Annotated in this window: 17 protein-coding genes and 1 pseudogene; 15 read left to right on the top strand and 3 right to left on the bottom strand. The window is 27.5% G+C overall.

The genetic code is table 11. The annotated features are described in order from the left end of the window. Positions 1-96: 96 nt before the first annotated feature. The 3 genes from RGC78_RS14000 to RGC78_RS13990 all read right to left on the bottom strand — a co-directional run bounded on the left by RGC78_RS14000 (position 97) and on the right by RGC78_RS13990 (position 2,402). Positions 97-927 (bottom strand): pyridoxamine kinase, encoded by an 831-nt coding sequence (locus RGC78_RS14000; protein WP_309556839.1) that lies wholly within the window; start codon positions 925-927, stop codon positions 97-99. Between the two features lie 36 nt (positions 928-963). Next, a complete protein-coding gene (locus tag RGC78_RS13995; RefSeq protein WP_252211779.1) occupies positions 964-1,791 on the bottom strand; it encodes a Cof-type HAD-IIB family hydrolase in 828 nt (275 codons plus the stop codon). Positions 1,792-2,132: 341 nt separating this feature from the next. Then, positions 2,133-2,402 (bottom strand): ATP cone domain-containing protein, encoded by a 270-nt coding sequence (locus RGC78_RS13990; RefSeq protein ID WP_252211780.1) that lies wholly within the window; start codon positions 2,400-2,402, stop codon positions 2,133-2,135. 342 nt (positions 2,403-2,744) lie between these two features. On the opposite strand from RGC78_RS13990, the gene RGC78_RS13985 reads away from it, so the two are divergent. From RGC78_RS13985 to RGC78_RS13915, 15 genes and pseudogenes are all read left to right on the top strand, one after another. Further along, a complete protein-coding gene (locus RGC78_RS13985) occupies positions 2,745-4,970 on the top strand; it encodes an N-acetylmuramoyl-L-alanine amidase (RefSeq protein ID WP_309556838.1) in 2,226 nt (741 codons plus the stop codon). A gap of 299 nt (positions 4,971-5,269) precedes the next feature. After that, on the top strand, positions 5,270-7,273 hold the full coding sequence (locus tag RGC78_RS13980; protein ID WP_309556837.1) for an N-acetylmuramoyl-L-alanine amidase: 2,004 nt from the start codon (positions 5,270-5,272) through the stop codon (positions 7,271-7,273). A gap of 503 nt (positions 7,274-7,776) precedes the next feature. Further along, positions 7,777-10,749 carry a cadherin-like beta sandwich domain-containing protein gene (locus RGC78_RS13975; RefSeq protein ID WP_309556836.1) on the top strand — a complete coding sequence of 991 codons (2,973 nt, stop codon included), beginning with the start codon at positions 7,777-7,779 and terminating at the stop codon, positions 10,747-10,749. Positions 10,750-10,960: 211 nt separating this feature from the next. Continuing rightward, a complete protein-coding gene (locus RGC78_RS13970) occupies positions 10,961-11,581 on the top strand; it encodes a hypothetical protein (RefSeq protein ID WP_252211784.1) in 621 nt (206 codons plus the stop codon). Positions 11,582-11,935: 354 nt separating this feature from the next. Beyond that, positions 11,936-12,481 carry a YcxB family protein gene (locus RGC78_RS13965; protein ID WP_309556835.1) on the top strand — a complete coding sequence of 182 codons (546 nt, stop codon included), beginning with the start codon at positions 11,936-11,938 and terminating at the stop codon, positions 12,479-12,481. A gap of 417 nt (positions 12,482-12,898) precedes the next feature. Beyond that, positions 12,899-14,758, top strand: coding sequence for an NTP transferase domain-containing protein (locus tag RGC78_RS13960; RefSeq protein WP_252211786.1), 1,860 nt, complete (start codon positions 12,899-12,901; stop codon positions 14,756-14,758). A gap of 521 nt (positions 14,759-15,279) precedes the next feature. Next, a complete protein-coding gene (locus RGC78_RS13955; protein WP_309556834.1) occupies positions 15,280-15,978 on the top strand; it encodes a sugar phosphate nucleotidyltransferase in 699 nt (232 codons plus the stop codon). Positions 15,979-16,061: 83 nt separating this feature from the next. Next, a complete protein-coding gene (locus tag RGC78_RS13950) occupies positions 16,062-17,522 on the top strand; it encodes a flippase (protein WP_252211788.1) in 1,461 nt (486 codons plus the stop codon). A 190-nt stretch (positions 17,523-17,712) separates the two neighbouring features. After that, the gene (locus RGC78_RS13945; RefSeq protein WP_309556833.1) at positions 17,713-18,420 is read left to right on the top strand and encodes an N-acetylmuramoyl-L-alanine amidase family protein; all 708 of its coding nucleotides are present in this window, start codon (positions 17,713-17,715) and stop codon (positions 18,418-18,420) included. Between the two features lie 395 nt (positions 18,421-18,815). Further along, entirely contained in the window at positions 18,816-19,787 is a 972-nt protein-coding gene (locus RGC78_RS13940; protein ID WP_252226635.1) for a DMT family transporter, read from the top strand. Between the two features lie 201 nt (positions 19,788-19,988). Then, complete coding sequence (locus RGC78_RS13935) at positions 19,989-21,995, top strand: diguanylate cyclase domain-containing protein (RefSeq protein WP_309556832.1); 2,007 nt, start codon at positions 19,989-19,991, stop codon at positions 21,993-21,995. A gap of 38 nt (positions 21,996-22,033) precedes the next feature. Then, positions 22,034-22,117: pseudogene (locus RGC78_RS13930) on the top strand (HAD family hydrolase); the annotation flags it as partial. Positions 22,118-22,347: 230 nt separating this feature from the next. Next, entirely contained in the window at positions 22,348-23,667 is a 1,320-nt protein-coding gene (locus RGC78_RS13925; protein ID WP_309556831.1) for an ABC transporter substrate-binding protein, read from the top strand. 267 nt (positions 23,668-23,934) lie between these two features. Further along, entirely contained in the window at positions 23,935-24,822 is an 888-nt protein-coding gene (locus tag RGC78_RS13920; RefSeq protein WP_309556830.1) for a carbohydrate ABC transporter permease, read from the top strand. 255 nt (positions 24,823-25,077) lie between these two features. Further along, entirely contained in the window at positions 25,078-25,989 is a 912-nt protein-coding gene (locus tag RGC78_RS13915) for a carbohydrate ABC transporter permease (protein ID WP_309556829.1), read from the top strand. Positions 25,990-26,111: the final 122 nt, after the last annotated feature.

The following is a 26,111-nucleotide window of genomic DNA, read 5'->3' as shown; positions in this document are numbered from 1 at the left end:
TCTTCATTAAGAGTTCTAAAAAGCAAATTCCAACGCCAGTTCGCCCTTATACTAAAATATCAACATTCACTTAAAACATAGCCCCAATTAATTATGTTATTTTAATTCACATAAGTATTCTTCAAAGCATATGCCTTCGTGTACTGAAATGTCTAACTCTGATGTATATTCTAAGCATTTACTTATAAAATCACTAGCTTTTTTTACACTAGCTATAATATCTAAATTATTTACCATATCAGCAGCTAATATTGAACTAAACACATCTCCTGTACCACAACGATCTTTTCCAACTTTTTTTACACTTATTATCTTTGGAGATTTTCCAATTTCATAAATATAATTTTGTACATAATTATTATTTTGTAATCCTGTTATTACAATTTTTTTAGGACCATTTTCACATAGGCTTTTAGCTATAAATTCTAGTTCTTTTTCATTTAGAGTTCTATTTGGATAGGGCATATCTATTAACTTGCAGGCCTCAGTTAGATTTGGAGTTATTATATCAGCATATTTTATTAGTAATTTCATCTCATTACACATTTCATTTGTATATGTTGAATATATTTTTCCGTTGTCGCCCATTATAGGATCAACTAAAATATGTGTATTATTATCTTTGAATTTTTTTATAAAATCTATGACAATATCAATTTGATTTTTAGAACCTAAAAAACCTGTACATATGCCATCAAAGTTTAAGTTGAGTTCTTTCCAATGGTTCGTGAAATTTTCCATCTTATCTGTGTAATCATCAAAAAAGAAATTTGGGAATGCTGTATTTGCAGATAAAATTGCAGTGGGCAATGGGCAACATTGTATTTTCATAGCAGATATTATTGGAAGTGCAACAGTTAAAGAACAACGACCAAATCCAGATAAATCATTTATAACAGCTATTCTTTTTTGTTTATTTTTATTCATATTAACACCTCTATTAAGTAACATTTCTTTATTTGACTAAAGTATAAACTTTTCTATTACTTTTGCAACACCATCATTTACATTTGTATCTGTAATGTAATCGGCAACTTCTTTTACTACATCTGAACCATTTCCCATAGCTACCCCAAGTCCAGCAAATTTAATCATTGATAGGTCATTTTCGTTATCCCCTATACAGATGACTTCTTCTTGCTTTATTCCAAGTTTTTCAGAAAGAATTCTTGCAGCATTTCCTTTTGAAACACCCCTTTGCATAACTTCAAAATTGTTATCACCAGAACTTACAGTCTCTATATCTGAAAATTTTAACAAATTATTTTTAACTTCAAATAAAGTATTTTTATCTTTACTATTATCTAAACAAATTACTTTTATTATTTTATTACTGTATTTTTCAAGAATTTTATTTATATCAGATGTAATGAAAAATTTAACTTTTTTTTCATCACTGACTAATTTATTTGTTACATTGTATGTATGATTTTCAGGAAATAGAGAATCAACAATAGCTGTATCATGAGTATAATATATTATTTTAAAATCATGTCCTTTTATAGAATCATGAATCTTTAATACTTGTTCATTAGTTAAGGTATTACTATACATTACTTCATTTGTTGATCTATTTTTTATGTATGCTCCATTGCATGAAATAAGATCTGTTTTTATACCTATAAGGTCAGCAAAATAATCAGCAGAAGCAAATATTCTCCCTGTGCTTATAGCAACTTGCACACCTTTCTTAACAGCTTTTTTTAAAGCATCTTTGTTTCTTTCACTAATATTACTGTGACCATTTAATAAAGTACCATCCATATCGATACATACTAATTTATATTTCATAAATAACATCCTCCCTTTAATGTATGACTATGTTTTTTATTGTACAGCAAATTATAGAAAATTTTAAGTTTTAAAGACTTAAAAAACTATATCTATGAGCAAATATTAGTTGAAAATTGAGATTACCAGATAAAGAGTAGGGAATTTAGAGTGCTGAAAGAAATTCTATATTAGAATTTTAAAATATATATTTTTGAATGAACAACGAACAATTGACAATTTAGGATGAAATAACAACGTGATTTCTAAATATATATTTTTTAAGAAAACCAGTGGCTTTCAATCATAATTGTCCATTGTCAACTGTAAATTGTTCATTGAAGGGTGGCACAACCGTTTTTTTAAAAACTTAATGAGCCTTCAAGATATGACTTACATATTGCTTTAAATCCTAATTCTTTTAGTACATTTAAGCATATAGCAAACACTTCATAAGAAGAAGTTTCTGTTCTATTTAATTTACATAAAATATTATTAACTTCTTTTTCTATTAATTTAAGTTCAGCATCTGATAATGGTTCTGTAACTTCTTCTGATGCGTTAAGTATTGATTGTCTAATTTTTGACATTTGAAATTCTTCAATTCTTCCATTTTTTTTAATTATGTTCATATAATCATCTCCTGACTTATAAATGTTTATTTATATTATCGGTTAAAAGCTATATAAAGTAAATGTTTAATGCACTAATAGAATATATTGTTTGGAATTATGGGGATTTATATTAGAATTTGTAATAAGTAAGAATTTTATTTAAAATAGAGCATTATTAAAAAATTGGTAAATTTATTGTTTTGAGCATATATTTTATTTATAAGGAAGTTGTTATAGATTAATTATCCATGATAACTATAATTTACATCAAGAACTTCATGTGATAAAATTAGATTATATTTATAAGAAAAATGGATAATTATGTTAAAAATATGACAACTAGGAAGGGGGAATACTATTTTGAATATTAAAAGTAAAATAGTGTCATTTTTATTTGTATTTGTAATGGCACTAGGTTTTATGTCATCAACTATTGTACAAGCATCTGTAAAGGATATAAACATAATATCAGATACAGAAGCTACTGCAAGTGATGCAAAAAAATGGGCAAAAACTAAAGGTGCAACTGAAGAATTTTTAAGTTTAGCAGACCTTTATTGGAAGTATTCAGAGACTTGCGGAAATGTTAATCCAGCTATTGCATATGTACAATCAGCAAAAGAAACTGGATTTGGAAGATTTGGAGGAGTATTAGATTCGAGTTTTCGTAATCCATGTGGAATGAAGACTTCACAAGGTGGATCAGATGGAGATAAATATGCTCATAAGAAGTTTAATACTTGGGATGAAGGCGTACAAGCTCACATGGATCATTTAGCACTTTATGCAGGGGCTAATGGCTATCCTAAAAGTGATACATATGATCCGAGACATTTCATAAGTATAAAAGGAAAATCACCAACTGTTAATTCATTAGGTGGAAAATGGGCTCCAAGTCTTACTTATGGAGAAGAAGTAAACAAATATTATATAGAATTATGTGATTATTCAAATATTACGGTTGATAAAGATGATCAAAAAGATGATGAAGATAATTTAAATGACAATGGTGATAATGATTCATCTTATTTTGCACCACCAGGACCTGTTGAAAAGAAACCTAATTCTTTAGTAACTGATTCTGTAATAATGTTTGACAATTCTTTTGTTGAGCCAACACTTAATAGAGAAACAAATGTTAGCTCAGATATTGGCTGGAAAGAACAAGATGGAAAGTGGTACTATTATTATTCAGATGAAAGCAAGGCAGCTGGATGGATTAATCCTAATGGAAACTGGTATTATTTAAATTCTACAGGGGAGATGTCTGTAGGATGGACGAATTTAGATAATTCATGGTATTATTTCGATGCTGATGGAATTATGGTGACTGGTTGGAAGTGTATAAATAATAATTGGTATTACCTAAAGACAAGCGGTATAATGGCAACTGGATTTTTACAAAATGCAAATGATTTATATTACTTAGATAAGTCAGGTGCTATGCTTTCAAAAGAAGGTTGGAATTTAATAGACGAAAAATGGTGCTATGTTGAAAATAGTGGAAAGTTAAAATTAGGTTGGCTTTTAGATAATGGAAATAAGTATTATCTTCAAGGTGATGGAAGTATGGTTACAGGAATAAAGTTAATAGATAATAAAACTTATGTATTTGATCAAAATGGAATCAATAAAACAGGTTGGACAAATATAAATAATTATTGGTATTACTTTAATGAAAATTCAGAAATGAGTACAGGATGGCTTAATTTAAATGGAACATGTTATTACTTATATGATACTGGAGCTATGGCAACAGGGTGGTTAAACTTAGGTGATGAGTGGTATCATTTAAATGATAATGGAAGTAGAAGCACAGGATGGGTACAAAGTGGTGGATATTACTATTACTTAGACCTGGAAAGTGGAAAGTTACTTAAGAATACAAAAGTTGATGGTTATGATATAGATAAAAATGGAAGAAGGAAGTCAGATAAAAATGATGTAACTTCTGGAAATAATTCTAATAATAGTTTAAGCAAGACTATTGTAGTGGATGCAGGTCATAACTTTGGTGGAGATGATGGAGCATACGCTACCAATAATGGGATTACTTATTCAGAAAGAGATTTAAATATGCAAGTTGCAACAAAACTTAAATCAGAACTTGAAAATAAAGGTTATACTGTTGCTATGACTAGAAATGAATCAGAGAGAGAAACATTAGCAGCTATGCAAAGTCTTGATAAAAGAGTTAAATTAGCTAATGATCTTAATGCTACTTTATTTGTAAGTATACATCATAATTCAGCAGATGCAGCATCTGCAAATGGAGTGGAAGTATTTTATAGCACTAATGCTCAAGATGATAGAATGGGTGGAAAATCACCTAACCAATCAAGAATTGAGAAAAGTAAAGCAATGGCAACAAGTGTTGTAAATAATATATGTAGCAAAACAGGTGCTACAAATAGAGGACCTAAAAATGGGAATTTAAATGTTTGTAGAAACACTAATATGCCAGCAATACTTATTGAATGTGGATTTATAACTAATGCAAATGAAGCAGCAAGATGTGCGGATTCAAACAATCAGACAATTGTAGCAAAAGCAATAGCCGAAGCAATTGAAAATCAATTAAATTAATTGTAGAAACTTAGAAAAGTTAAATAAAAAAATCTTTTACGTAAATTTAAGGTTTATGTAGAAGATTTTTTATTTTTTTCTATGGAAAATGAAACCATAAAAAACTTGCTGATTAAGTATAATTAAGTAGAATAAAGGCTTTAGACAGAATTAGAAAGTTAATTATAAAAATTTACTTTTTTTTTTGCATATGTTAGAATTAGTGTGATTTTAGAATATTAATGCAAATTTTTTGGAGAATTTTGTAGATGATATTTTAAATTATATATTTCAGAGGAGAATGGAGGGAAAGAAAGATTTTGAATATTAATAAAAAGGTTATTTCACTATTTCTTGCTTTCACTATTGTATTTTCAATTGTTCCGACAATTAATGTACAAGCTAGTACTAAAGGAGACTTTGCTGATATTAAGATAGTATCAGATACGGAAGTTACTGCCAAACAAGCTAAAGAATGGGCTGAATCAAAAGGTGCTACAAGTACATTTGCAAGTTTAGCAGAGCTTTATTGGAAATATGCAGAAAAATGTGGAGATGTTAATCCAGGGATAGCATATGTACAAGCTGCCAAGGAAACTGGATATGGTAAGTTTGGTGGAGTATTAAATGAAAGCTATAATAATCCATGTGGAATGAAAACATCACAAGGTGGAGGAGATACAGATCCAAATGCACATCAAAGATTTAACTCTTGGGACGAAGGAGTACAAGCTCATTTAGATCATCTTGCGTTATATGCAGGTGCTCAGGGCTATCCAAAAGATGGTACATATGATCCAAGGCATTTTGTAAGTATTAAAGGGAAAGCAACTACTGTTAATTCATTAGGTGGAAGATGGGCGCCAAGTCCTACATATGGTAAAGAAGTTAATGCGTTATATAATAATTTATTAACTTACTCAGGAATAGACAGTGAGTACGAAGAAAACACAAAACCAGATGTACCAGGTTCTAACGAAGAAGAAAATTATATTCCTAAATTTCCGGAAACAGGAACTAAACCGAGTGTACCGGAAACAACAAAACCAATAGAAAATTCAAATGATAATAGTACTAATATTTCATCATCAATTGGTTGGAAACAACAATATGGAAATTGGTATTATTATAAATCAGATGGGACTAAAGCAACAGGCTGGATAAAGCCAGATGGAAATTGGTACTATTTATATAGTGATGGTTCTATGGCTACAGGCTGGTTACAAACTAAAAATCACTGGTATTATCTTCAATCTTGGGGCGGAATGCAAAAAGGTTGGTTAAATGATGGAGGTAAGTGGTATTACCTTCAAGGTGATGGAATTATGGTTACAGGATTTAGTTCAATAAATGGTAAAACTTATTTTCTAGATATAAGCGGAGCTATGAGAGTAGGTTGGTTTGAAATAAGCGGAAATTGGCATTATTTCAATACTGATGGGAGTATGTTAACTGGATGGATTAAACCATATGAACATTGGTATTACCTATATTCTAATGGCGCTATGGCAAAAGGTTGGATAAAACTTAATGGAGACAAATGGTATTATCTAAACAATAGTGGAGACATGGCAACAGGATGGACTACAGTAGGAAATGACACTTATTATTTAAATCCTTCATCAGGGGAAATGCTTAAAGATACTGTTATTGATGGTTGGAAAATAGGTCCTGATGGAAAAGCAGAAAAAAGACCAGATGGATTAGTGCCAGGAGGATCTTCTAAGCTAGTAGTAATTGATCCAGGTCATAATTATGGTGGAGATGATGGGGCTTATGCAACCCATAATAGAGTTACTTATTCTGAAAGAGATTTAAATATGCAGCTTGCAATGAAACTTAAAGTAAAACTTGAATCTATGGGTTATAAAATAGTTATGACTAGAAATGAAACTGATAGGGAAACTTTAAGTGTTACTCAAAGTCTTACTAAAAGAGTTAATCTTGCCAATGAACTTAATGCTGATTTCTTTATAAGTGTGCATCATAATTCAGCAGATGCTACATCTGCAAGTGGTGTAGAAACTTATTACAGCACAAAAGCTCAAGACTCAAGTTTTGGTGGTGCTTATAGTGATTCTAAGATTTCAACAAGTAGAAGAATGGCTACTAATATTACAAATAGCATTGTAAATAAAACAGGTGCGATTAATAGAGGTGGCAAGGATGGTAATTTATTTGTGTGTAGAAATACAAATATGCCATCAGTATTAGTAGAAGCAGGATTTATAAGTAATCCAACAGAAGCAGCAAATTGTGCTGATTCAAATTATCAACATAAAATAGCAGATGGTGTTGCAGAATCAGTAGCAAATTCATTTTAAAATAGAAGAAGGCGTAAAGCCTTCTTTTTTTATTCTTTAGGAAATTATAGAATTTTTGAAGTTTGAGTGGTTGATGAAATATAAGGTTATGAATATATGTTTGAATTGACAATGAACAATTGACAATTTAGGATGAAATCACAATGTGATTTCTAAATATATATTTTTTAAGAAAGCCAGCGGCTTTCAACCACAATTGTCCATTGTCAATTGTAAATTGTTCATTGAAGGGTGGCGTAGCCACTTTTGTTCCTTGGAATAATTTACTTGGAATAATTTTCATAGATATATTTTACCGTTTAATGATGATTTTATATAAAGCTATATTATATTTGGACGAAAAATATAATATGATTAATATTTAAAAAAAAACGTAGTTTTTTGAATATTTCCTGAGAAATAATTAGAAATAAGTCTAATGCAAATATATTATTCTATTGCTAAAATATGATAATATATAAGTATATATAATAAATTTGGGAAAAAATATTAGGAGGATGAACATGGGGGAGAAAATTAATAAAAAGAGAATTATATCACTATTTGTAGCACTAACGTGTATTTTTTCTTTATTACCAACATCATTTGGTGTAAAAGAAGTACAAGCTGCTACTGCAAAAGCGGATGGTGGACCAACCCTAGACATTAGTGCACCAGAATATGCATTAACTGTTACAGGTACAAAACTTGATGGTAATACTATTGACACAGGAGTAAAAGTTGATAGTACTAAAACAATTTATAACACTCAAGGTAGATTTAAAGAATTTCAAATAAATTTACCAAAGTATAAACAAGAGAATATTACTAATAACTCACAAGAAAATGCTTCAGAAAGAATAGACACTGAAACAATTACTAATATTGATAGAACAATAGATATTGACTCAATTAATAAAATTTTGAAAGACCAATTAAATGATATTGATGTTGAGTTAGAGAAAACTCAAAATAAATCAACTACTAATGAAGTTACTAATGGTATTACAGTAAGAAATGTACCACTAGGAACTAATGAAGTTAATTATAAGATAACAGAAAAAACCACTATAACTGTTAAAGAAACAATATATACTATTAAATACGATGAAAATGGTAAAAAATACTATGAAGAAAAAGAAAAAAAGGATCCTGTTGTAACAGTAGATTCAATAGATAGTAAATCAACTCCAATAACTATTGAACATGCTGAAAATTATGCTCAAGGCAAGATAAAAAAAATTGATTTCGAAAGTTATGTAGGTTCAAGAGATACTTATAATCCAGAAACTGATAAAAATAAAGTACCTTTTTTATATACTAAAGAGCTTTTAACAACTGATACTGAAAGCTTTTTTACTTATGAACATATAGTAAATGACCAAATTCAAAACTTAGATTATATAATAAATTTTGAGGAATCATTTAATTTAAATGGTGCTAATGTATGGATGGATGGACAAAAACAAGACAAGATAACAAGTGATAATAATAATTTAAAAGGATCATTAAAAAAGACAGATTCTAAAATAATGGTAATTAAAATGCCTAATGAAGAGAGTTTAGGTAAAAATTATTCTATTAAGTTAAAGTTTACAGATGAAAATTCTAATAACGATTATACATTAAGAAAATTAGATATAGAAAATAAATATAATAATGACACTATAACTGATGCTACTAGCTATATTGGAAAAAAATTTAAAGATGTTAGCATACCAGGACAACCTAAAAGATATGAGGGAAATATTTATTTAGATGAAAGTGCTGGAAAAGTCAAAATGACTCCTAGCTTTGGTAAGAATGAGGGGTATGTAGTAAAACTGAGTAATCATTACTTAGATGAATATGGAAAAGTAAAAATAAAACAACAAGATTTTGATAAATTTGTATCGTTTAATGATAGTACTAGTGATAAACCAAATGCAAATGTTCTTTATGTAGATGTTTATGAAGGATCTGACTCATCAGATCAATTAGGAGCATTATTAGCAACTTATGAATTAACAGTTGTATTGAAAGGCAAACAATCTTCGTTTGATTTTGAATTCGGAAATATTACTTTAAAAGAAGCTAATGGTGGAAATAAAGAAATAAACTTTAACTCATCAATTCATAAATATGATTTATATGTAACAGATCCATCACAAAAGATAAGAATTACATATAAAGATGGATTAGAAAAAACAGTAGCAAGAGTTAAAGTAAATGGAATTGAGGAATCTATTCAAAGGTATGGAAGCTCTGAATTTGATTTGAGTAATTCAGGTGGAAAGCAGTTAACTATTACTGTTTACAAAGATGGAGATTTAGCATCAGACAAGTATATATTTAATATACAAGGTGATTCAGATGATGGTGGTGAAGAAATACCAAGTGCTCAAAATGCATATTTAAGTTACTTAAATTTCAATACTGGAGAGTTAAAGAAAGAAAATGGAACTTCAGGATTTTCAAGAGAAACTTTAAATTATGATTTAGTAGTTAAACCAGATACAAAAGTTGTGGATGTTACAGCAATAGTTGATGAGCCTAAGGCAAATATAACTGAAGCAAAAGTTGTTGAAACAGGTGAAATTTATAATTTGACATCAGGTACTAAAAGTCAAATTCCTTTACAGGAAAGTGGAATTACAACTTTACAAATAGTTGTTACTGCTGAAAATGGTAAGGATAAAAAGATGTATACTGTAGTCATTAAACACGATGGAAGAAGTAATAATGCTGACTTAAAAGATATAGAACTTAATACAGGTGATTATGAATTTAATTCTAAACATGATACATTTAAGGCACGTGTTGATCAAGATGTAAAATCTGTTAAAGTTAAACCGATACCTGTAGATGAAAATTATTCGAGCATTACTGTAGATGGAGAAAAATTTACAGGAAGTCCAATATCAATAAGTCTTAAAGGTCAATGGAAAACAGAAGTTGATATAGTTGTAGTAGCTGAAGATAAAAGTACAAAGAAGACCTATGAATTAACTATATATAGAACCAATGATCCTTTAGATGACATCAAAGATCCAGATGATGACGACGACGATGATGATGATGACAAAAATGACGCATACTACGATGAAAGCAATAAAATTTGGATTGATATGAGCAAGTATGAAGAATGGGGAAAAGTAAAAGGAAAATACATTTACTTTGATAAAAGAGGAAGACAAGTTAAAGATGCTTGGGTAAAGGTTGACGGTAATTGGTTTTATGTTAACAAATCAGGATATAGAGACACTGGTTGGATAAAACAAACTGATGGTAGATGGTACTATCTTGATAATAACGGAAGAATGATAACAGGTTGGTTTTATGACAAAGAAAGAGGAAACCAATATTACTTTAATCCAAATGGAGCAATGCAAGTAGGTTGGTTATACTTAGGCGGGAATTGGTACTATTTTGAATCAGGTGGTAGAATGCTTCAAAATGAAAAGGCGTATATAGATGATGGTTGGTATTCATTCTCTAACTTTGGAATAATGTATTAGAAGTAATTTACCTATTGCATATATCAACACACATTTAAAACAGAGCCAATAATTTAAAAGGTGTTTATTAAGCAGTAAATAATTTTATGTGAATATAAAGTTATTTACTGCTTTTTATATAAAAATTATATAATTTAAGAATATTTAAAGCCAAATAAAGTATTGTAAAATTTTATCGATAAATTAAATAGAGAAAATAAGGGGGATAATTATGGAAATAAATAATAGAATATATAATGGATATATGGAAAATGCAAATATTAATCAAAGGAAAAATATTGATAATAATACTCATAAAGACACTATAAAAAATGTTTATAATAATGCTGATAAATTAGAATTATCTAAAGATGTGAGAATAGCTGCTAGTAGAAGTAGGGCTATAATGGGACCTCAATTAGATAAGGGGACAGCTAGCAATACTACTATTTATGTGGATAAGTCAACATTTATGCAAATATCAAGCTATACAACCAATAATTCTGAGTGTCAGTGGGAGGAGCTTGGTGTAGATGGTGAAAAAAGATGGGTTGTAGTAAATGGGCAAAGATTTGAATGTCCGTTAAGTAAAGAAGAAAAAGAAGCTATAAAAAGAGCATCAAAAACTATGCTTGATTATCTAATAGAAGCCGACAAGGAAAAAGAAGAAAAGGAAGAGAAAAAAGAAAATATAGATTTTAAATTTAATGGCGATGGAAGCATATCTATAGGTGATGAATCTTTATTAAGTAGTAATCCAAAGTTAAGTGGATTATTAAAGAATGATAAGGTAATGAATATGTTAAAAGATATTGCTAAATTAAATGGTGGTAGTTTATCTATGCATATTTAATTATATACTTTAATGAGAAATAGAATACATAGTAAGTAAATTTTGTAATAAGTATAAGATTTAAGTATGTATTCTATTTCTTTTTATATGAAATGAGAGGAAAATTATAATATATACTATGCAAAAGTATATATTAATGTTATTGGATATGTTTACAAATTGTAATATAATTAGAATATAAATTAATTGCTTTCTCTGAATGTAGTGTTTATATTGTAAAGTGATTATTATAGTAGAAAATTATGATTCTATAGTGATAATAAAATTTAATTTAAATCTAATTTATAATATAAAAAGCTATATGTTAAAGATAATATTAATTTATATACTAACGAAAATTTGGGGGGAAGAGAATTGATTGAGTTAAGGTATAAAAATACTGAAGAACAATGGGTGGATTTTTCTATTTATAAAATGACTAGCCAAAGTAATAAGGATAGATTGGCTACTTTAAGAAGAAATTTGTTTTTGGGAATAGGTCTTTTTATAGGTGTGCTGTATTGCGTTTTAGGAATTCAAGAATATAGTAAAGGAGAAAGTCCAATATTTTCTATTGTATTAGGTGTAATTTTTGCTGGTACAGGAATATTTGGATATTTTAAATTACCTACATACTGGATTAAAAGAGCAAAGAAAAATTTTAAGGACTTATTTAAGAAAAATGAAAAATCTTTGGGAAGAACTATAGAAGTATTTTTGGAAAAAGACGGGTTGATAATTAATAGAAATAAGGAAAAGACGAAACTTTTATTAAATAACATTACAGATGTTACGGAGATAAATAATTGTTTGTATGTAATTTCAAATGATAATCCTGGAATAGTTATTCCTAATGATGCATTTGAAAATACAGATGATAAGATGAATTTTAAAAATACTATAATGAGTAATATAAAATAGTTAACCCTGTTCTACGTTTGGAAAGGGTGTATGGCTAACAAATTGCATATATCAACACGCATTTAAAACAGAGCCAATAAAAATTAATATAATATTTTAAAGCTATATTTTAAGTTGCAATTTAACTTAGAATATAGCTTATTTTTTGGAAATTCTATGAAGTATAGTAGGATTAAATTATTTAATAACAAATTTTGTTGAATATATTTACATTTTTAATAAAGTATAATATAATTTATTATAGTTCATATTATGAACAAAAATTTTGGGCGGAAATTTTAAACTGGAAAGCAGAGAGATGTTAAAAAGCATAAGCCTAAAAATTAAAATTTTGGATAATATAATTTAGATACATATAAATAAAATATTAATATAGTTTAAATGTGTAGAGTGTAAATCAAAGGGGGAGAGCTTATTATGTTAGAAGATAGATTGGAAATATTAAAAATATTAAACAATAATTTTAATATTAATCAAAGAGAGTTATCAAAGAGAACAAATATTTCATTAGGAAAAGTAAATTCAATTTTAAAGGAATTTACTCTTGATGGAACTATAGAGAGAATTATAAATAATAGGGGAATTTTATATAGAGTAACTGAAAAGGGAATGAAGATATTAGAAGAAAATCTTGCTTCAGCTAAAAATACTAGGTTGAAAATCCATGAAGAAGATAATAAACCTGTCAAAGAAGCTGTAATTCTTGCTGCTGGAAGAGCAAAGGACTTTGGAAAACCTGTTGGAATGCTTGAAATTCAAGATTTTAAGTTAATAGATAGAACTTTAAACATACTTAAAGAAAATGGAATTAATAAAATTACTATAATAACAGGTTATGAAAGTAATTATTATGATGAGTATTTTAAATCAAATAAAAATATAACTTTAGTTAAGAGCGATAAATATAAATGGACGGGAACTATGTATTCATTATCTCTGGCTAGAGAGTATGTTAAAGAGGATTTCTTATTAATAGAAAATGATTTAATTTTTGAAAAAAGAGCAATTAAAGAGCTTGTAGAAAGTAAAAGCAGAGACTGTATTCTTCTTACTAATGAAAGTGGATCAGGAGATGAGGCTTTTGTTGAAATAAGAGATAATCATCTATTTAAAATGTCTAAAGACATACATCAATTTAATAGAATAGATGGTGAAATGATAGGCATAACTAAGGTGTCTCATAAATTATATCAAATGATGCTTGAAGAATTTAAAGATAATATAAATCCATATTTAAATTATGAATATGTGTTATTAGATGTTGCTAGAGATTATAATATTGGTTTTGTTAAAATAGATGATCTTGCTTGGGGAGATGCTGACACTAAAAAAGAATATGAAAATATTTTGAATCATCTTTATCCAACTATAAGAAGACGTGAACTTAATTATGAAATTAACACTGTAAAGACCATAGTTCGAGAAGCTATGAAAGTATCCGAAGATGATATAAGTGAAGTTGTATCTGCTGGAGGAATGACTAATAAAAATTATAGAATTTGTGTTAAAGGAAAAAGATATATATTAAGAATTGCTGGTATTGGAACTGAAAGTATGATAAGTAGAAAGAATGAAATGTTTAATTCTTCAATTGCTTCTGAGAGAGGATATAATGTTGAAACTCCATATTTTAATGTTGAAACTGGAATAAAAATATCTACTTTTATAGAAAATGCAGAAACTTTAACTCCAAGAAGTGTTAAAAAGGAAGAGAATCTAAAACAAGTTACTAGAATATTAAGAAATTTACATGAGGATAATGAGTTCCCAATGAAAAATGAGTTTAATGTATTTAGAGAACTTGAAAAATACGAAGATATTTTAAAAAATTCCCATGGAGAATTCTTTGATGATTATGATGAAGTAAGAGAAAGATTTATGAAATTAGAACAGATTTTAAAAGAGTTAGATAGAGTATTTGTTCCATCTCATAATGATTTAGTATCAGAAAATTTAGTGAAGGATACGGAAGGTAGAATTTACTTAATAGATTGGGAATATAGCGGCATAAATGATGACATGTGGGACTTAGCAGCTCTTTCTTTAGAAAATAGTTTTTCAGAAGATGATATAGAATTAATGTTTAGACTTTATTTTAATGGTGAAGCAGATGAAAATTCAAGAAAAAGATTATTAATTCATCAAATAAGCCAAGATTTATTATGGGCTGTATGGACATTAATTAAAGAAAATGAAGGCGATGATTTTGGTACTTATGGAATAGATAGATACAATAGAGTAAAAGAAAATTTAAATAAATTAGAAGCTGAATTTTAGGAATGTAACTCTGTTTTACAGTATAGCGCTGATATATGTATAAACAAAGCTGGTCGGAGTAATTTGACTTAGGAATACTAAAATGAGTAGAGTCCCATTTCAGCTTGCTCCAAATATAATTTTTGACAAGCAATAAATGTGACAATACTCATTAAGAATTCTCAAAGTCAAATTACAATGCCATTTTGTTTATTACATATATCAACATATATACAAAGTAGAGACAGAATTAATTTTAATAACCATGTTTAAATGTATAGTAATATTTTAGTATAAAGATCATGGACAGAGGAATTTGATTTAAGAATTCTAAAAATAAATATTAGTCCAATTAATGCATGTTCCCAATGAAACATTGTGACAAGCAATTAATTTGACAAATATTCATTAAGAATTCTAAAAATAAAATTCCAACGCCACTGCGCCCTTATACTAAAATATTAACATTCATAAAAACAAAGCGTTAAAATATGTATAAACAAAGCTGGATGGAGTAATTTGATTTAAGGAGAGAAAAACATATGAGAGCAATATTAGTAGCTGCTGGGATGGGAACTAGACTTAGACCGCTTACAAATACAATACCAAAGTCTTTAGTGGAGGTTAATGGAATTTCGTTACTTGAAAGACAAATAATAAATTTAAAAGAGATAGGAATAGATGAAATTGTAGTTTTAACTGGATATTTACATGAAAAGTTTGATAATTTAGTTAAGAAATATAACTTAATTAAGATAATTAATGATAAATATGATGTTTATAATAATATTTATACAATGTATTTAGCAAGAGAATATCTTCATGATGCTTTTGTTATTGATGCAGATAACTACATTAATAAAAACTTTTTACCTAAAGCTAAACCAGAGCATTCAGAGTATTATTCTGCTTGCAAGGAAAATATTGTGGGTGAATGGATACTAAAGTATGATGAAAGTGATAAATTATATAGAGTTGATATAGGTAAAGATGGAAATGAACCGGACTATATAATGTCAGGAGCGTCTTATTGGAGTGAAAAAGATGGAAAAGTTATAGCAGAAAAAATCGCTCAAAAGGTAGAACAAGAAGAATTTAAAGATTTATATTGGGATGATATAGTTGTAGAAAATCTTAATAATTTAGATATTTATGTTAACAAAATAGGATGTAATGATATTTTTGAAATAGATTCACTTGAAGATTTAGAGTACTTAAAAAATAAACTTAGTATAAAATAGACTTAATTGACAACTTCTTTAGTTAGTGTAAAATATAGTAGAAGTAAAATAATCCATTTAGTGATTATAGGAGGACTACATAGATGTCAAAATCAATATCGAAAAATGCATTGTTTAAAGGATCGTTAAATTTATTTAATATTGTATTACCAATATTAGTTGGTCCTGTAATAACAAGAACTTTAGGTGAAGATTTATATGGATATATTTCATATGCAGAATCACTAACAGGATGGTTTTTAATATTTGCTTGTTTTGGAATTTCTCAATATGGACTGAGAGAAATAAGTAAAGTTAGGGATGATGAAGAAAAGCTTCAACAAACATTTACGAGTTTATTTTTATTTACTCTATTTACCAATATATTAGTTTCTTCAATATATATGATTTTTATATATACAGTAGGAAGAGGTAGACCTGATTTTTATACTTGTATGATTTTAGGTTTTAATCTTGTTTTTAATCTTTTTTATGTTGAATGGATTAATGAAGCATTAGAGAATTATGATTTCATAGCTATAAAGACTATGATTGTTAGAATAATATATTCTTTACTAGTTATTTTTTGTATAAGAAATATTAATGATTTTGAATTATATTTATACTTAGTTATAGGTTTTAATTTCTTAAACAATATATTAAGTTTTGTATACATAAAGAAAAGAGTGAAATTTAATTTTAAAAATTTACATTTTAAAAGACACATTAAGCCAATGTTTTTTGTTGTTATCTTATCTAATGTAAATATTTTATATACTCAATTAGATAAATTAATGATGGGTAGTGGAGCAGTAGGTGCAGGAACTAGGGATGTTGGATATTATAGTTTAGCCCAAAAGATAATGACAATAATTAATACATTAATGCTTACTATTATTCAAGTAACTATGCCTAGACTTTCAAATTATTTAGGTAATGATTCCAAGGAAGAGTATATGTCTCTTTTAAAAAGAATTATAAAGATATATTTTATGTTTTTATTCCCAGCATCTATTGGCATGATATGTCTTTCAAAAGAGATAATACTTATGTATGCAGGACCTAAATTTATAGCAGCAGCACCTGTAATGTTTATATTTTCAATTTACATGTTAACTATTGGGGTTGAAGGAATAATATCGAATCAAATGATATATCTTAATGGAAGAGAAAAAGATGATGTTAAATTAGTATTAATTGGTGGAGTTTTAAATGTTATATTAAATATAGGTTTAGCCATAACAGGTAAATTTACACCTACAAATGCAATTATAACAACTCTTATTGCAAATTTAATTGTTATAGTACTTGAATATAGATTTGTAAGAAAAGTTATTAAAATAGATATAAATTTATTCGCATTTGAAAATGTTAAGTACTTTTATTATTCATTACTATTTATTCCACTAATATTTTTAATTAAACATTTTATAAATAGTGTATTTTTAATTTCAGCAGTATCAGTGTTAGCATGCGGAATAGTATATGTAGGAATCTTATTTATAACTAAAGACGAAGTATTTTTACAACTTACAAATACTTTACTTAGAAAATTTAAAAGATAATGAATTAAGAGTATTTAAAACAGAGTCTTAAATTAAAAGTTGATTATAGAAAAGCTAAAAGCGTGAAATTTTATTTTTGAAATTTCACGCTTTTTTAGTTCTATTATAAATTAATTTTACATAAGTTATTAATAAGTAAATAAAAGAATATGTAGTAATTCAAAAGCTAAAAAAGAGGGAGGATTCTTATATGCTTAGGAGAATTATAAAAAGAAGCTTATTAGTACTTATGGCTACACTCTGTTTAAATGTTGTAATCGTTAATACAGATTTAAAGGTATATGCAACAACAATAGAATCAAGTGACTCAACAGATAATTTAAATTTATTAAGTTGTGAAAAACTTATAAAGGTATCTGAAGAGGAAAATGTGTACAAGACAAGTATATATAATAATGTTGAAAGAGCTGTAATTAATTATGAATTTTTAAATGAACTTAATATAGATAATATTGAAATAGATATATTAAATCCAAATAAAAATGAGAAATTTGCAAATTGTGTTTTAGATAGAAAAAATATGGTTATACTTATAGATAATCTTCAAATTGGCTTAACTAAAGTGATTATAAAAGATAAGACAAATGAAAAAGAAATTTGTAAATTATATATAGATTATAATAAAAATTATAATGACAATGATGAAGTAGGATGGGTTAAAAGTTTAGGTGAGTGGTATTTTATAGACCCATCTACAAGAGATAAAAAAACTTATTGGTTACTTCATAATGGACATTGGTATTACTTAGGGAAAGATGGAGTTATGAAAAATGGATGGATTTTAGATAGTGACAAATGGTATTACTTAAATTCAAGTGGTATTATGGAAAGTGGGCTTATAAAAGATGAAAGTGGAAATGTATATTATTTAAATGAAGACGGATCTTTAAGAGTGTAATTTAAATTTGACATAATATAATTATTTTAATAATTATTTAATTAAATATATTTTATGTTTTAAAAGGAATATTAAATACAAAACAATTTAAATGACATAATGTATAAAAGAGTAAAGCTATTAGTAACTTTACTCTTTTTTGTATGCAAGAAATTGGGAGATTTTAAAATCTTAAAGTCTATGGTTTTAACCATAGCATCAACTCTCTACTTCTAACTAATAAGATTTAATATTTACACAAAAAAATATATTTATGAACATATTGCTTTGAACAATGAACAATGATAATATTAATTTGTTCATAAAATGAACGGAAGTTTTGAGCAATATTTAGATAAATTAAAGGAAATAATATTTAATATGTTGATTAACAGCAATAAAAGGGGGACTTTAAAATGAATTTTAATAATAATTATAAAAAAGGAGTAGGGTGTGGAATTATTTCAGCTATATCATGGGGGGCTGATACAGTTCTTATGGGATTTATATTAGCAATGACACCATTTATAAAAACTGAGCAAGCTATAATACTTGCCCCTATAATAACAGCCTTTTTACATGATAGTTTTTCTGCGATATGGACATTTATATATCTTGGATTAAGAAAAAAATTAGGTGATTTTTTTAGTGCGGTTAAAACTAAAAGTGCTTTATGGGTTGCTCTTGCAGCATTGCTTGGAGGTCCAATTGGCATGAGTGGATATTTACTATCAGTAAAGTACATAGGACCATCTTATACAGCTATTATATCTTCATTATATCCAGCGATTGGAGCAGTACTTGCTACTATAATTCTAAAAGAAAAAATTAATAAAAGTGCATGGATTGGTTTAGTAGCAGCTATATTAGGGGTTTCTATACTAGGCTATACATCTACAACAAGTGCTGCTAATCCTATAGGTTTTATATTTGCAATAATTTGTGCATTGGGTTGGGGTAGTGAATGTGTAGTATGTGCCTATGGAATGAAAGGTGATGAAGTAACGTCAGAATTTGCTTTGCAAATAAGACAGTTTACGTCAGCTGTTGTATATGGATTAATTATTGTTCCAATAGTAGGAGGTATAGGACTTAGCTTTAATATCTTTAAATATAGTGCCATATTTTGGATTGCAGGAACGGCATTAGCAGCTACGGTATCATATTTATTTTACTACACAGCAATATATAAAATTGGAGCAACAAGGGCAATGGGAGTAAATATAACATATGTTGTTTGGGCAATTGTATTTGATACCATATTCTTAGGAAATAAAATAAATGAACTAACTATTTTAAGCAGTATTTTAGTTATAATAGGAGTTTACTTTATTGCAAAAGAGCCAGAACAAGAAGTTGAAGAAATAGAACTTGCAAAAGCAAAATAAAAATTTAAGCATTAATTAAATCTTTAGGTAAATCAATTATTATAAATTTACCTAAAGATTTTATTTTTTTGGAAGGATATTTTTTTATTAAATTTAATTAAAATAAACTATACATGGTACTATAAAGTTAGGTATTATATTTATAGTAGATATTTATCGAAATAAAAAGAAAAACATTGTAAGAATTATTGAGGTGGAGTGATGGATATAAAAAAGAAATCTATTATTTTTGCAGTATTATTAGCGATAATTCCTGTTTTAATTACTATGAATATATATATTACAAAATTTACTCAGCGGTCTATTGAATTAATTAAAGAAAATGTAATAATAGCAGCAAGAGATCAATCAACTCATTTAGAAGATTTTTTTGATCAAAGATTAATTAATCTTAATGTTATTTCCAATATGCCAATAACTCATGATTTTCTAGATGATTTCAATAATAATATATTAGATAAATCTGAGGAAATGAAATTTAGAAAAGAAATTATATTTGATATTTTAAACTTAAGGCAGCAGGAACAACCATATTTAGTTAAAACATCATTAATTAGCAAAGATAATACAATAATAGCATCAAGTGACAGTGATAGTATTGGTAATAAAGCTGTTTTTGATAAAAACGATATAATAAAATTTAATAATAAAGAAACTGTTATTACAGATATTATAGAAAATGAGAAATTTAATAATGGAGAAAAAAGTGCAATTATAGCAATACCAATATTTTTCCATGATGAGTATCAAGGTGTTATAGAAAGTGTTATTAATATGCAGTACTTTGAAAAAGTTGTTAATGAGGTACGCTTTTTTAATACTGGTAAAATTGCAGTTATGGATAGCAAAGGAACTGTAGCTGCAACTATAAGTGATTGCTTAGATGAAGATATATATAATATAGATAGACCTAATACTTTAGAAGAAGCATGGAAAAATATAGACTTTAAAAATAATTCAAGTGGATTAATTGAATATAGCATTGATGAAATTGAAAAAATAGGTTATTTTTATAAAATACCTAATTCTAATTGGGTAGTTTTGAGTGGAGTTGAGTGGTCAGAGTTTAAGGACCCTCTTAATGAAAGTATTAATATTATGTTTTTTATATCTATAATAATTTCAGCAGTTGTAGCTATAACATATATTCTTATTATTAATTTCTTCTCTAAACCTATTTATGGATTATTAAATTCAATAAGAGAAATAAAAAAAGGAAACTATAAAAGTAGATTTATATATAATGTAAAAGATGAATTTGGAGAAATATCTCAAGCATTTAACGAATTAATGGATGAAATTTTAAAGAATAAGATGCAACTTAAATTAAGTGAAGAAAGTTATAGAGTTATAATGGAGCAAACTGATGATATTATTTTTCAGTGGGATATTAATAATGATATAATAAGTTACTCTGATAATTGGAATCACAAATTTGATTATGAGCCTATTATTGAAGGCCAGGATTTAAATACATTAAATATTATTTATGAAGATGATAGAGAAAAGTTTAATGGGATAATCGATGAAATAAAAGATACCAATGAATATAGAGAATGTAAAGTTAGATTAAGAAAAAATGATAGTGAATATATATGGTGTAAATTTAGAATTAATATAATTCTAGATAAAAATGATACGCCAATAAAAGTTATAGGTGTAATAACAGATATTGACCATGAAAAAAGAGAAAACGAAAAATTGTTGTTTAAAGCAGAAAGAGATAGTTTAACTGAAATTTACAATAAAATAACTGCTCAAAATATGATTGAAGAGTATATAAATGAAAGCTCTAAAGAGGATAAACATGCATTGTTTATTATAGATGTTGATGATTTTAAATCTATAAATGATAATTTAGGACATTTAACTGGTGATTACGTTTTAAAAGATATTTCAACTAAAATAACAGATATATTTAGTGAAAATTCAATAATAGGAAGAATAGGTGGAGATGAATTTATTGTATTTTTAAAAGATATTGAATCAGAGGAGTTTGTTTGTCAAAAAGCTGATGAATTAGTTAGCGGATTTAGAGAAAGTTATACTGGAAAAGATGGTGTATACAAGGTATCAGGAAGTATTGGGATTTCTATATATCCAAAGGGTGGTAAGAATTTTGAAGAACTATTTTTAAGTGCAGATAATGCTCTTTATTATGCTAAAAAACAAGGAAAAGATACATATTACATAGTTAAATCAACATAAAAGAGCTATAATCAAAAAAGCATAAGGAGGTAGCAGTAATGATAAAATTAATAGTGTCTGATATGGATGGAACACTTTTAAATAGTGAACATAAGATATCAAAAGAAAACTTAGAAGCAATAAATGGTGATGTATAATAAAAATCATTAATATTTAAAATATAGAGTATATGAAAATGTAAACTAGAATTTTAGTTTGCATTTTTTGTTGCGTAAAATTTTTATTATAAAAAATAACAGGAAAAAATGTAAAAAATTAGAATGAACATATTGTGTTGAACATTGAACAATGGTAATATATAGTTGTTCATAAAATGAACAAAGGAAATGGTATTAATAAGGGGGATAAGTAAATGAAAAGTATATTAAAGAGAGGGTTTGGAATTGGATTAGCTTTAATGATTTCTGTGGGATTAATCTCTTGTAATGAGGGGAAAAGCAAAGAAACTTTAAGCAGAAATGGAAAAATTCAAGTTGAATATTGGTATGGTCTTGGAGGAAAGCTTGGGAAAAACATGGACAATATAATAAATGATTTTAATAATTCTCAAGATAAGTATGAGGTTAAAGGAGTTTCACAGGAGGATTATGATACGACTTTTAAAAATTTACAAGCAGCTATTGCAGCTAAAAAAACGCCAGCACTTGTAATTTTAGAACCAGATAAAGCTTCAATTTTAAATAATAAAGGTGTACTTGAAAATGTAGGTAATTATACAACAACAGATAGTGATTTTAATAGTGATAATTACATAAAATCATTTTGGGATTCATGCAAAAAGGATAATAAACTATACGCTTTTCCTATGTTTGGAACAACACAAGTTTTATATTATAACAAAAAGGCGTTTGAGGATGCAGGCATATCTAAAGATTCATTAAATACTTGGAGTAAAATTGCTGAAGCAAGTAAAAAAGTAATTAAAAAGGATAGTGATGAAGTTAAGTTTTATGGTTGGGAGCCTATGTGGGGAGCTGACAATTTAATTGATGCATCATTAAGTAATGGTGGAAGTATTTTAAGTGAAGATGGAAGTAATGTATTAATAAATTCACCTGAATGGATAGAAGTTTGGGATAATTTTAGAATGTGGATACATGATGATAAAATCATGAAAGTTAATTCAAGTGGACAAGGATGGGAATACTGGTATTCAACAATTGATGATGTTATGCAAGATAAAGCAGGGGGATATACAGGGTCATCAGGAGATCAAGGTGATTTAGATTTTGAAAAGTTAGGTGCTATTGAACAACCTGCATTTAAAGATGGAAAAGAAGCAAAACCAATTGCAGAAGCAAGACTTTTAGTTATTCCAAGTATAGCTAACGAAGAGGCTAAAAAAGGAGCTTATGAATTTATTAAATACTTTACAAGTGCATCAGTTAATGCAAAATGGTCAATAGCTTCAGGGTATATTCCTGTTAATAAAGCGGCATGTAATACTGATGCATTTAAGGAATATGTGGAAAAAAATCCGCAAGCACTTATTCCAATAAAACAAGCGTTACATGCAAGTAAATCATTTATTGATCCGACTAATGGAAAAATATATGATGCTTTAAAAGTTGCAGCAGATAAAGTTGAATTAGAAAATGTATCAGCACAAGAAGCTTTAGATGAAGCTCAAAAATTAGCACAATCAGAATTAAATAAAACTTTAAAAAAGTAATAAAACTTTAGCGTAGGCTTTAAATATGTGTTGATATATGTATAAGCAAAGTGGACCGAGTAATTGAACTTAGGAATACTAAAAGTCTTATAATATATCAACAGAACGTTTACAAAAATGGTGGAAAAGTATTTACTACTGTGGATAAGTTTTGGAATTTTAACAACTATTCTAATAGAGTGTTGATATTGTAATTTTGCTTATTAAATAGATGGAGATGTATTCAATAGAAATCCAAATTTTATTTAAGGGGTTATGGAGAGCGTTATGAAGAAGTCTAATATTAAAAAGTTTGATCAAATTTTTACTATACTTATATTTGTATTGCCGGCTATTATTCCACTTATGATATTTTGGATAGTTCCAATTTTTAAATCACTGTTTATAAGTTTTACGGATTGGGATTATATAAGTGCTGAATATAGTATTGTTGGATTGAAAAATTATAAACAGTTATTTTCTAACAAATTATTTTATGAGGCTTTAAAAAATACAGTGATATTTACAGTGGGAACATTACTTCCAACAATAGTTGGTGGATTAAGTTTAGCATTATTGCTAAGAACAAAGTTTAAATCTTCAGCAATATATAAGGTTATAATATTTTCTCCATGGATTACACCTACAGTTGCAATTTCTATTGTATGGAGTTGGATATTTGAACCTGACTATGGATTTGCAAATTATATATTAACTTTGTTAAATTTACCTAAATTACAATGGTTGCAAAGTTCAAATACTGCTATGATTGGAGTAATTATTGTTACTGTTTGGAAAAGTATTGGATGGGCTATGATTTTTTATTTAACTGCATTAGAGAAAATACCTAAGGATTTATATGAATCAGCTTCAATTGATGGGGCTGATTCATTAAATAAATTTAAGAGTATAACATTACCTTTAATTTCACCTACTACATTTTTTCTTAGTGTAATAACAATGATAAATTCTTTGCAGGCATATGATCAAATTCAGGTTTTGACTCAGGGAGGACCATCTGGAAGTACTAGAACATTATTATACATGTATTATCAATGTGCATTTGAAAATTTCAATATGGGAGAAGCCACTGCAATAGCAACAGTAATTTTGGCTATAACTTGCATACTTTCATTAATTCAATTTGTTGTTTCAAAAAAATGGGTACATTATTAATTACTTTATTTTAAGATGGAAAATCATAGAGTTTTATAAGATTGAAAAACAGGTAGGACTTAGGAGTGAGTAAATATTAGTTGAGAAGTGAGAGTGAAGAGTGGAGAGTTAAGGAAAAAAATTCTTGATGGAATTTTAAAATATATTATTAGAAAGTCTTTAGGACTTTCAACAAAAACTTTGAACTCTTAATTGTCCACTCTCAACTAAAAAGCGTGGCGCAGCCACTTTTTTTATGTAGGGGGTAAATTGTGTATGGTAGAAAGAAAATTATATAGAGATAATGAGGTGTATTTAGAAAACATTAAAAGTAATATTAGTAAAAGAAAAGTAAATTATAAAAAAATAATAGCTAATGTAATAAGATATGCTTTTATTATATTAGCAAGCATAATAGCTTTCTTTCCATTTTTGTGGATGATATCAAGTGCGTTAAAAGTAAAAGATGAAGTATTTCTTTTTCCACCTAAATTAATGCCTTCTAATCCACAATGGAACAATTTTATAGATGTATTCGAAGAAGCTCAATTTGGACAATATATGTTTAATAGTTTTTTTACTTCTTTTATTGAAGTGGCATTTCAAGTATTTACAGCAGCAATGATAGCATATGCGTTAACTTTGTTAGAGTTTAGAGGTAAAAGGTTACTATTTGGAGTGATAATGGCAATATATATGTTACCATCAGCAGTTACATATGTTCCATGTTATATTTTACTTTCTAATTTAAATTTAATAGATACACTTTCAGGATTGATAGTAAGCAATTTAGTTAGTATATTTGGAATATTTTTATTAAGACAAGCATTTTTACAGGTTAATAAAAGTTTAATAGAGGCTGCAAGAATAGATGGAGCTTCTCATTTTAAGATATTATGGAAGATAGTATTCCCAATAACAAAGCCAACCTTTGTAACTTTGATTTTAATAAATTTTGTTACTTATTATAATGATTATATGTATCCATCTCTAATTTTAAAGAGTCCAGAAAAGTTTTTGATTTCATCAGGACTTAGACAATTTTTTATTGAAGGCGGAGCATATGGAATAAAATGGTCACAAGTTATGGCAGCAAGTACAATAACAATACTTCCATTATTAATATTGTTTGTAATTGCTCAAAAGTGGTTTATGAAAGGCATTGGCGATACAGGTGTGAAAGAATAGCTTTAGAAAGATGTTGATATATGCATAGGTAAAGGTGGGCTGAGTAATTGAACTTAGGAATACTAAAATGAGTATAGTCCCATTTTAGCTTGCTCCCAATATAAAATTGAGACAAGCAGTAA

Source organism: Clostridium aquiflavi (assembly GCF_031344075.1).
Lineage (GTDB): Bacteria > Bacillota > Clostridia > Clostridiales > Clostridiaceae > Clostridium > Clostridium aquiflavi.
The sequence above is the reverse complement of the archived record's forward strand: the minus strand, read 5'-3'. Positions and strand labels throughout refer to the sequence as shown.

Bases quoted from the DNA above. Each gene is read 5' to 3' on its own strand.
- RGC78_RS13935 (WP_309556832.1), top strand. From the start codon at position 19,989: ATGGATATAAAAAAGAAATCTATTATTTTTGCAGTATTATTAGCGATA.
- RGC78_RS13960 (WP_252211786.1), top strand. From the start codon at position 12,899: ATGTTAGAAGATAGATTGGAAATATTAAAAATATTAAACAATAATTTT.
- RGC78_RS14000 (WP_309556839.1), bottom strand. From the start codon at position 927: ATGAATAAAAATAAACAAAAAAGAATAGCTGTTATAAATGATTTATCT.
- RGC78_RS13975 (WP_309556836.1), top strand. From the start codon at position 7,777: ATGGGGGAGAAAATTAATAAAAAGAGAATTATATCACTATTTGTAGCA.
- RGC78_RS13990 (WP_252211780.1), bottom strand. From the start codon at position 2,402: ATGAACATAATTAAAAAAAATGGAAGAATTGAAGAATTTCAAATGTCA.
- RGC78_RS13955 (WP_309556834.1), top strand. From the start codon at position 15,280: ATGAGAGCAATATTAGTAGCTGCTGGGATGGGAACTAGACTTAGACCG.
- RGC78_RS13970 (WP_252211784.1), top strand. From the start codon at position 10,961: ATGGAAATAAATAATAGAATATATAATGGATATATGGAAAATGCAAAT.
- RGC78_RS13915 (WP_309556829.1), top strand. From the start codon at position 25,078: ATGGTAGAAAGAAAATTATATAGAGATAATGAGGTGTATTTAGAAAAC.
- RGC78_RS13940 (WP_252226635.1), top strand. From the start codon at position 18,816: ATGAATTTTAATAATAATTATAAAAAAGGAGTAGGGTGTGGAATTATT.
- RGC78_RS13950 (WP_252211788.1), top strand. From the start codon at position 16,062: ATGTCAAAATCAATATCGAAAAATGCATTGTTTAAAGGATCGTTAAAT.
- RGC78_RS13995 (WP_252211779.1), bottom strand. From the start codon at position 1,791: ATGAAATATAAATTAGTATGTATCGATATGGATGGTACTTTATTAAAT.
- RGC78_RS13925 (WP_309556831.1), top strand. From the start codon at position 22,348: ATGAAAAGTATATTAAAGAGAGGGTTTGGAATTGGATTAGCTTTAATG.
- RGC78_RS13920 (WP_309556830.1), top strand. From the start codon at position 23,935: ATGAAGAAGTCTAATATTAAAAAGTTTGATCAAATTTTTACTATACTT.
- RGC78_RS13945 (WP_309556833.1), top strand. From the start codon at position 17,713: ATGCTTAGGAGAATTATAAAAAGAAGCTTATTAGTACTTATGGCTACA.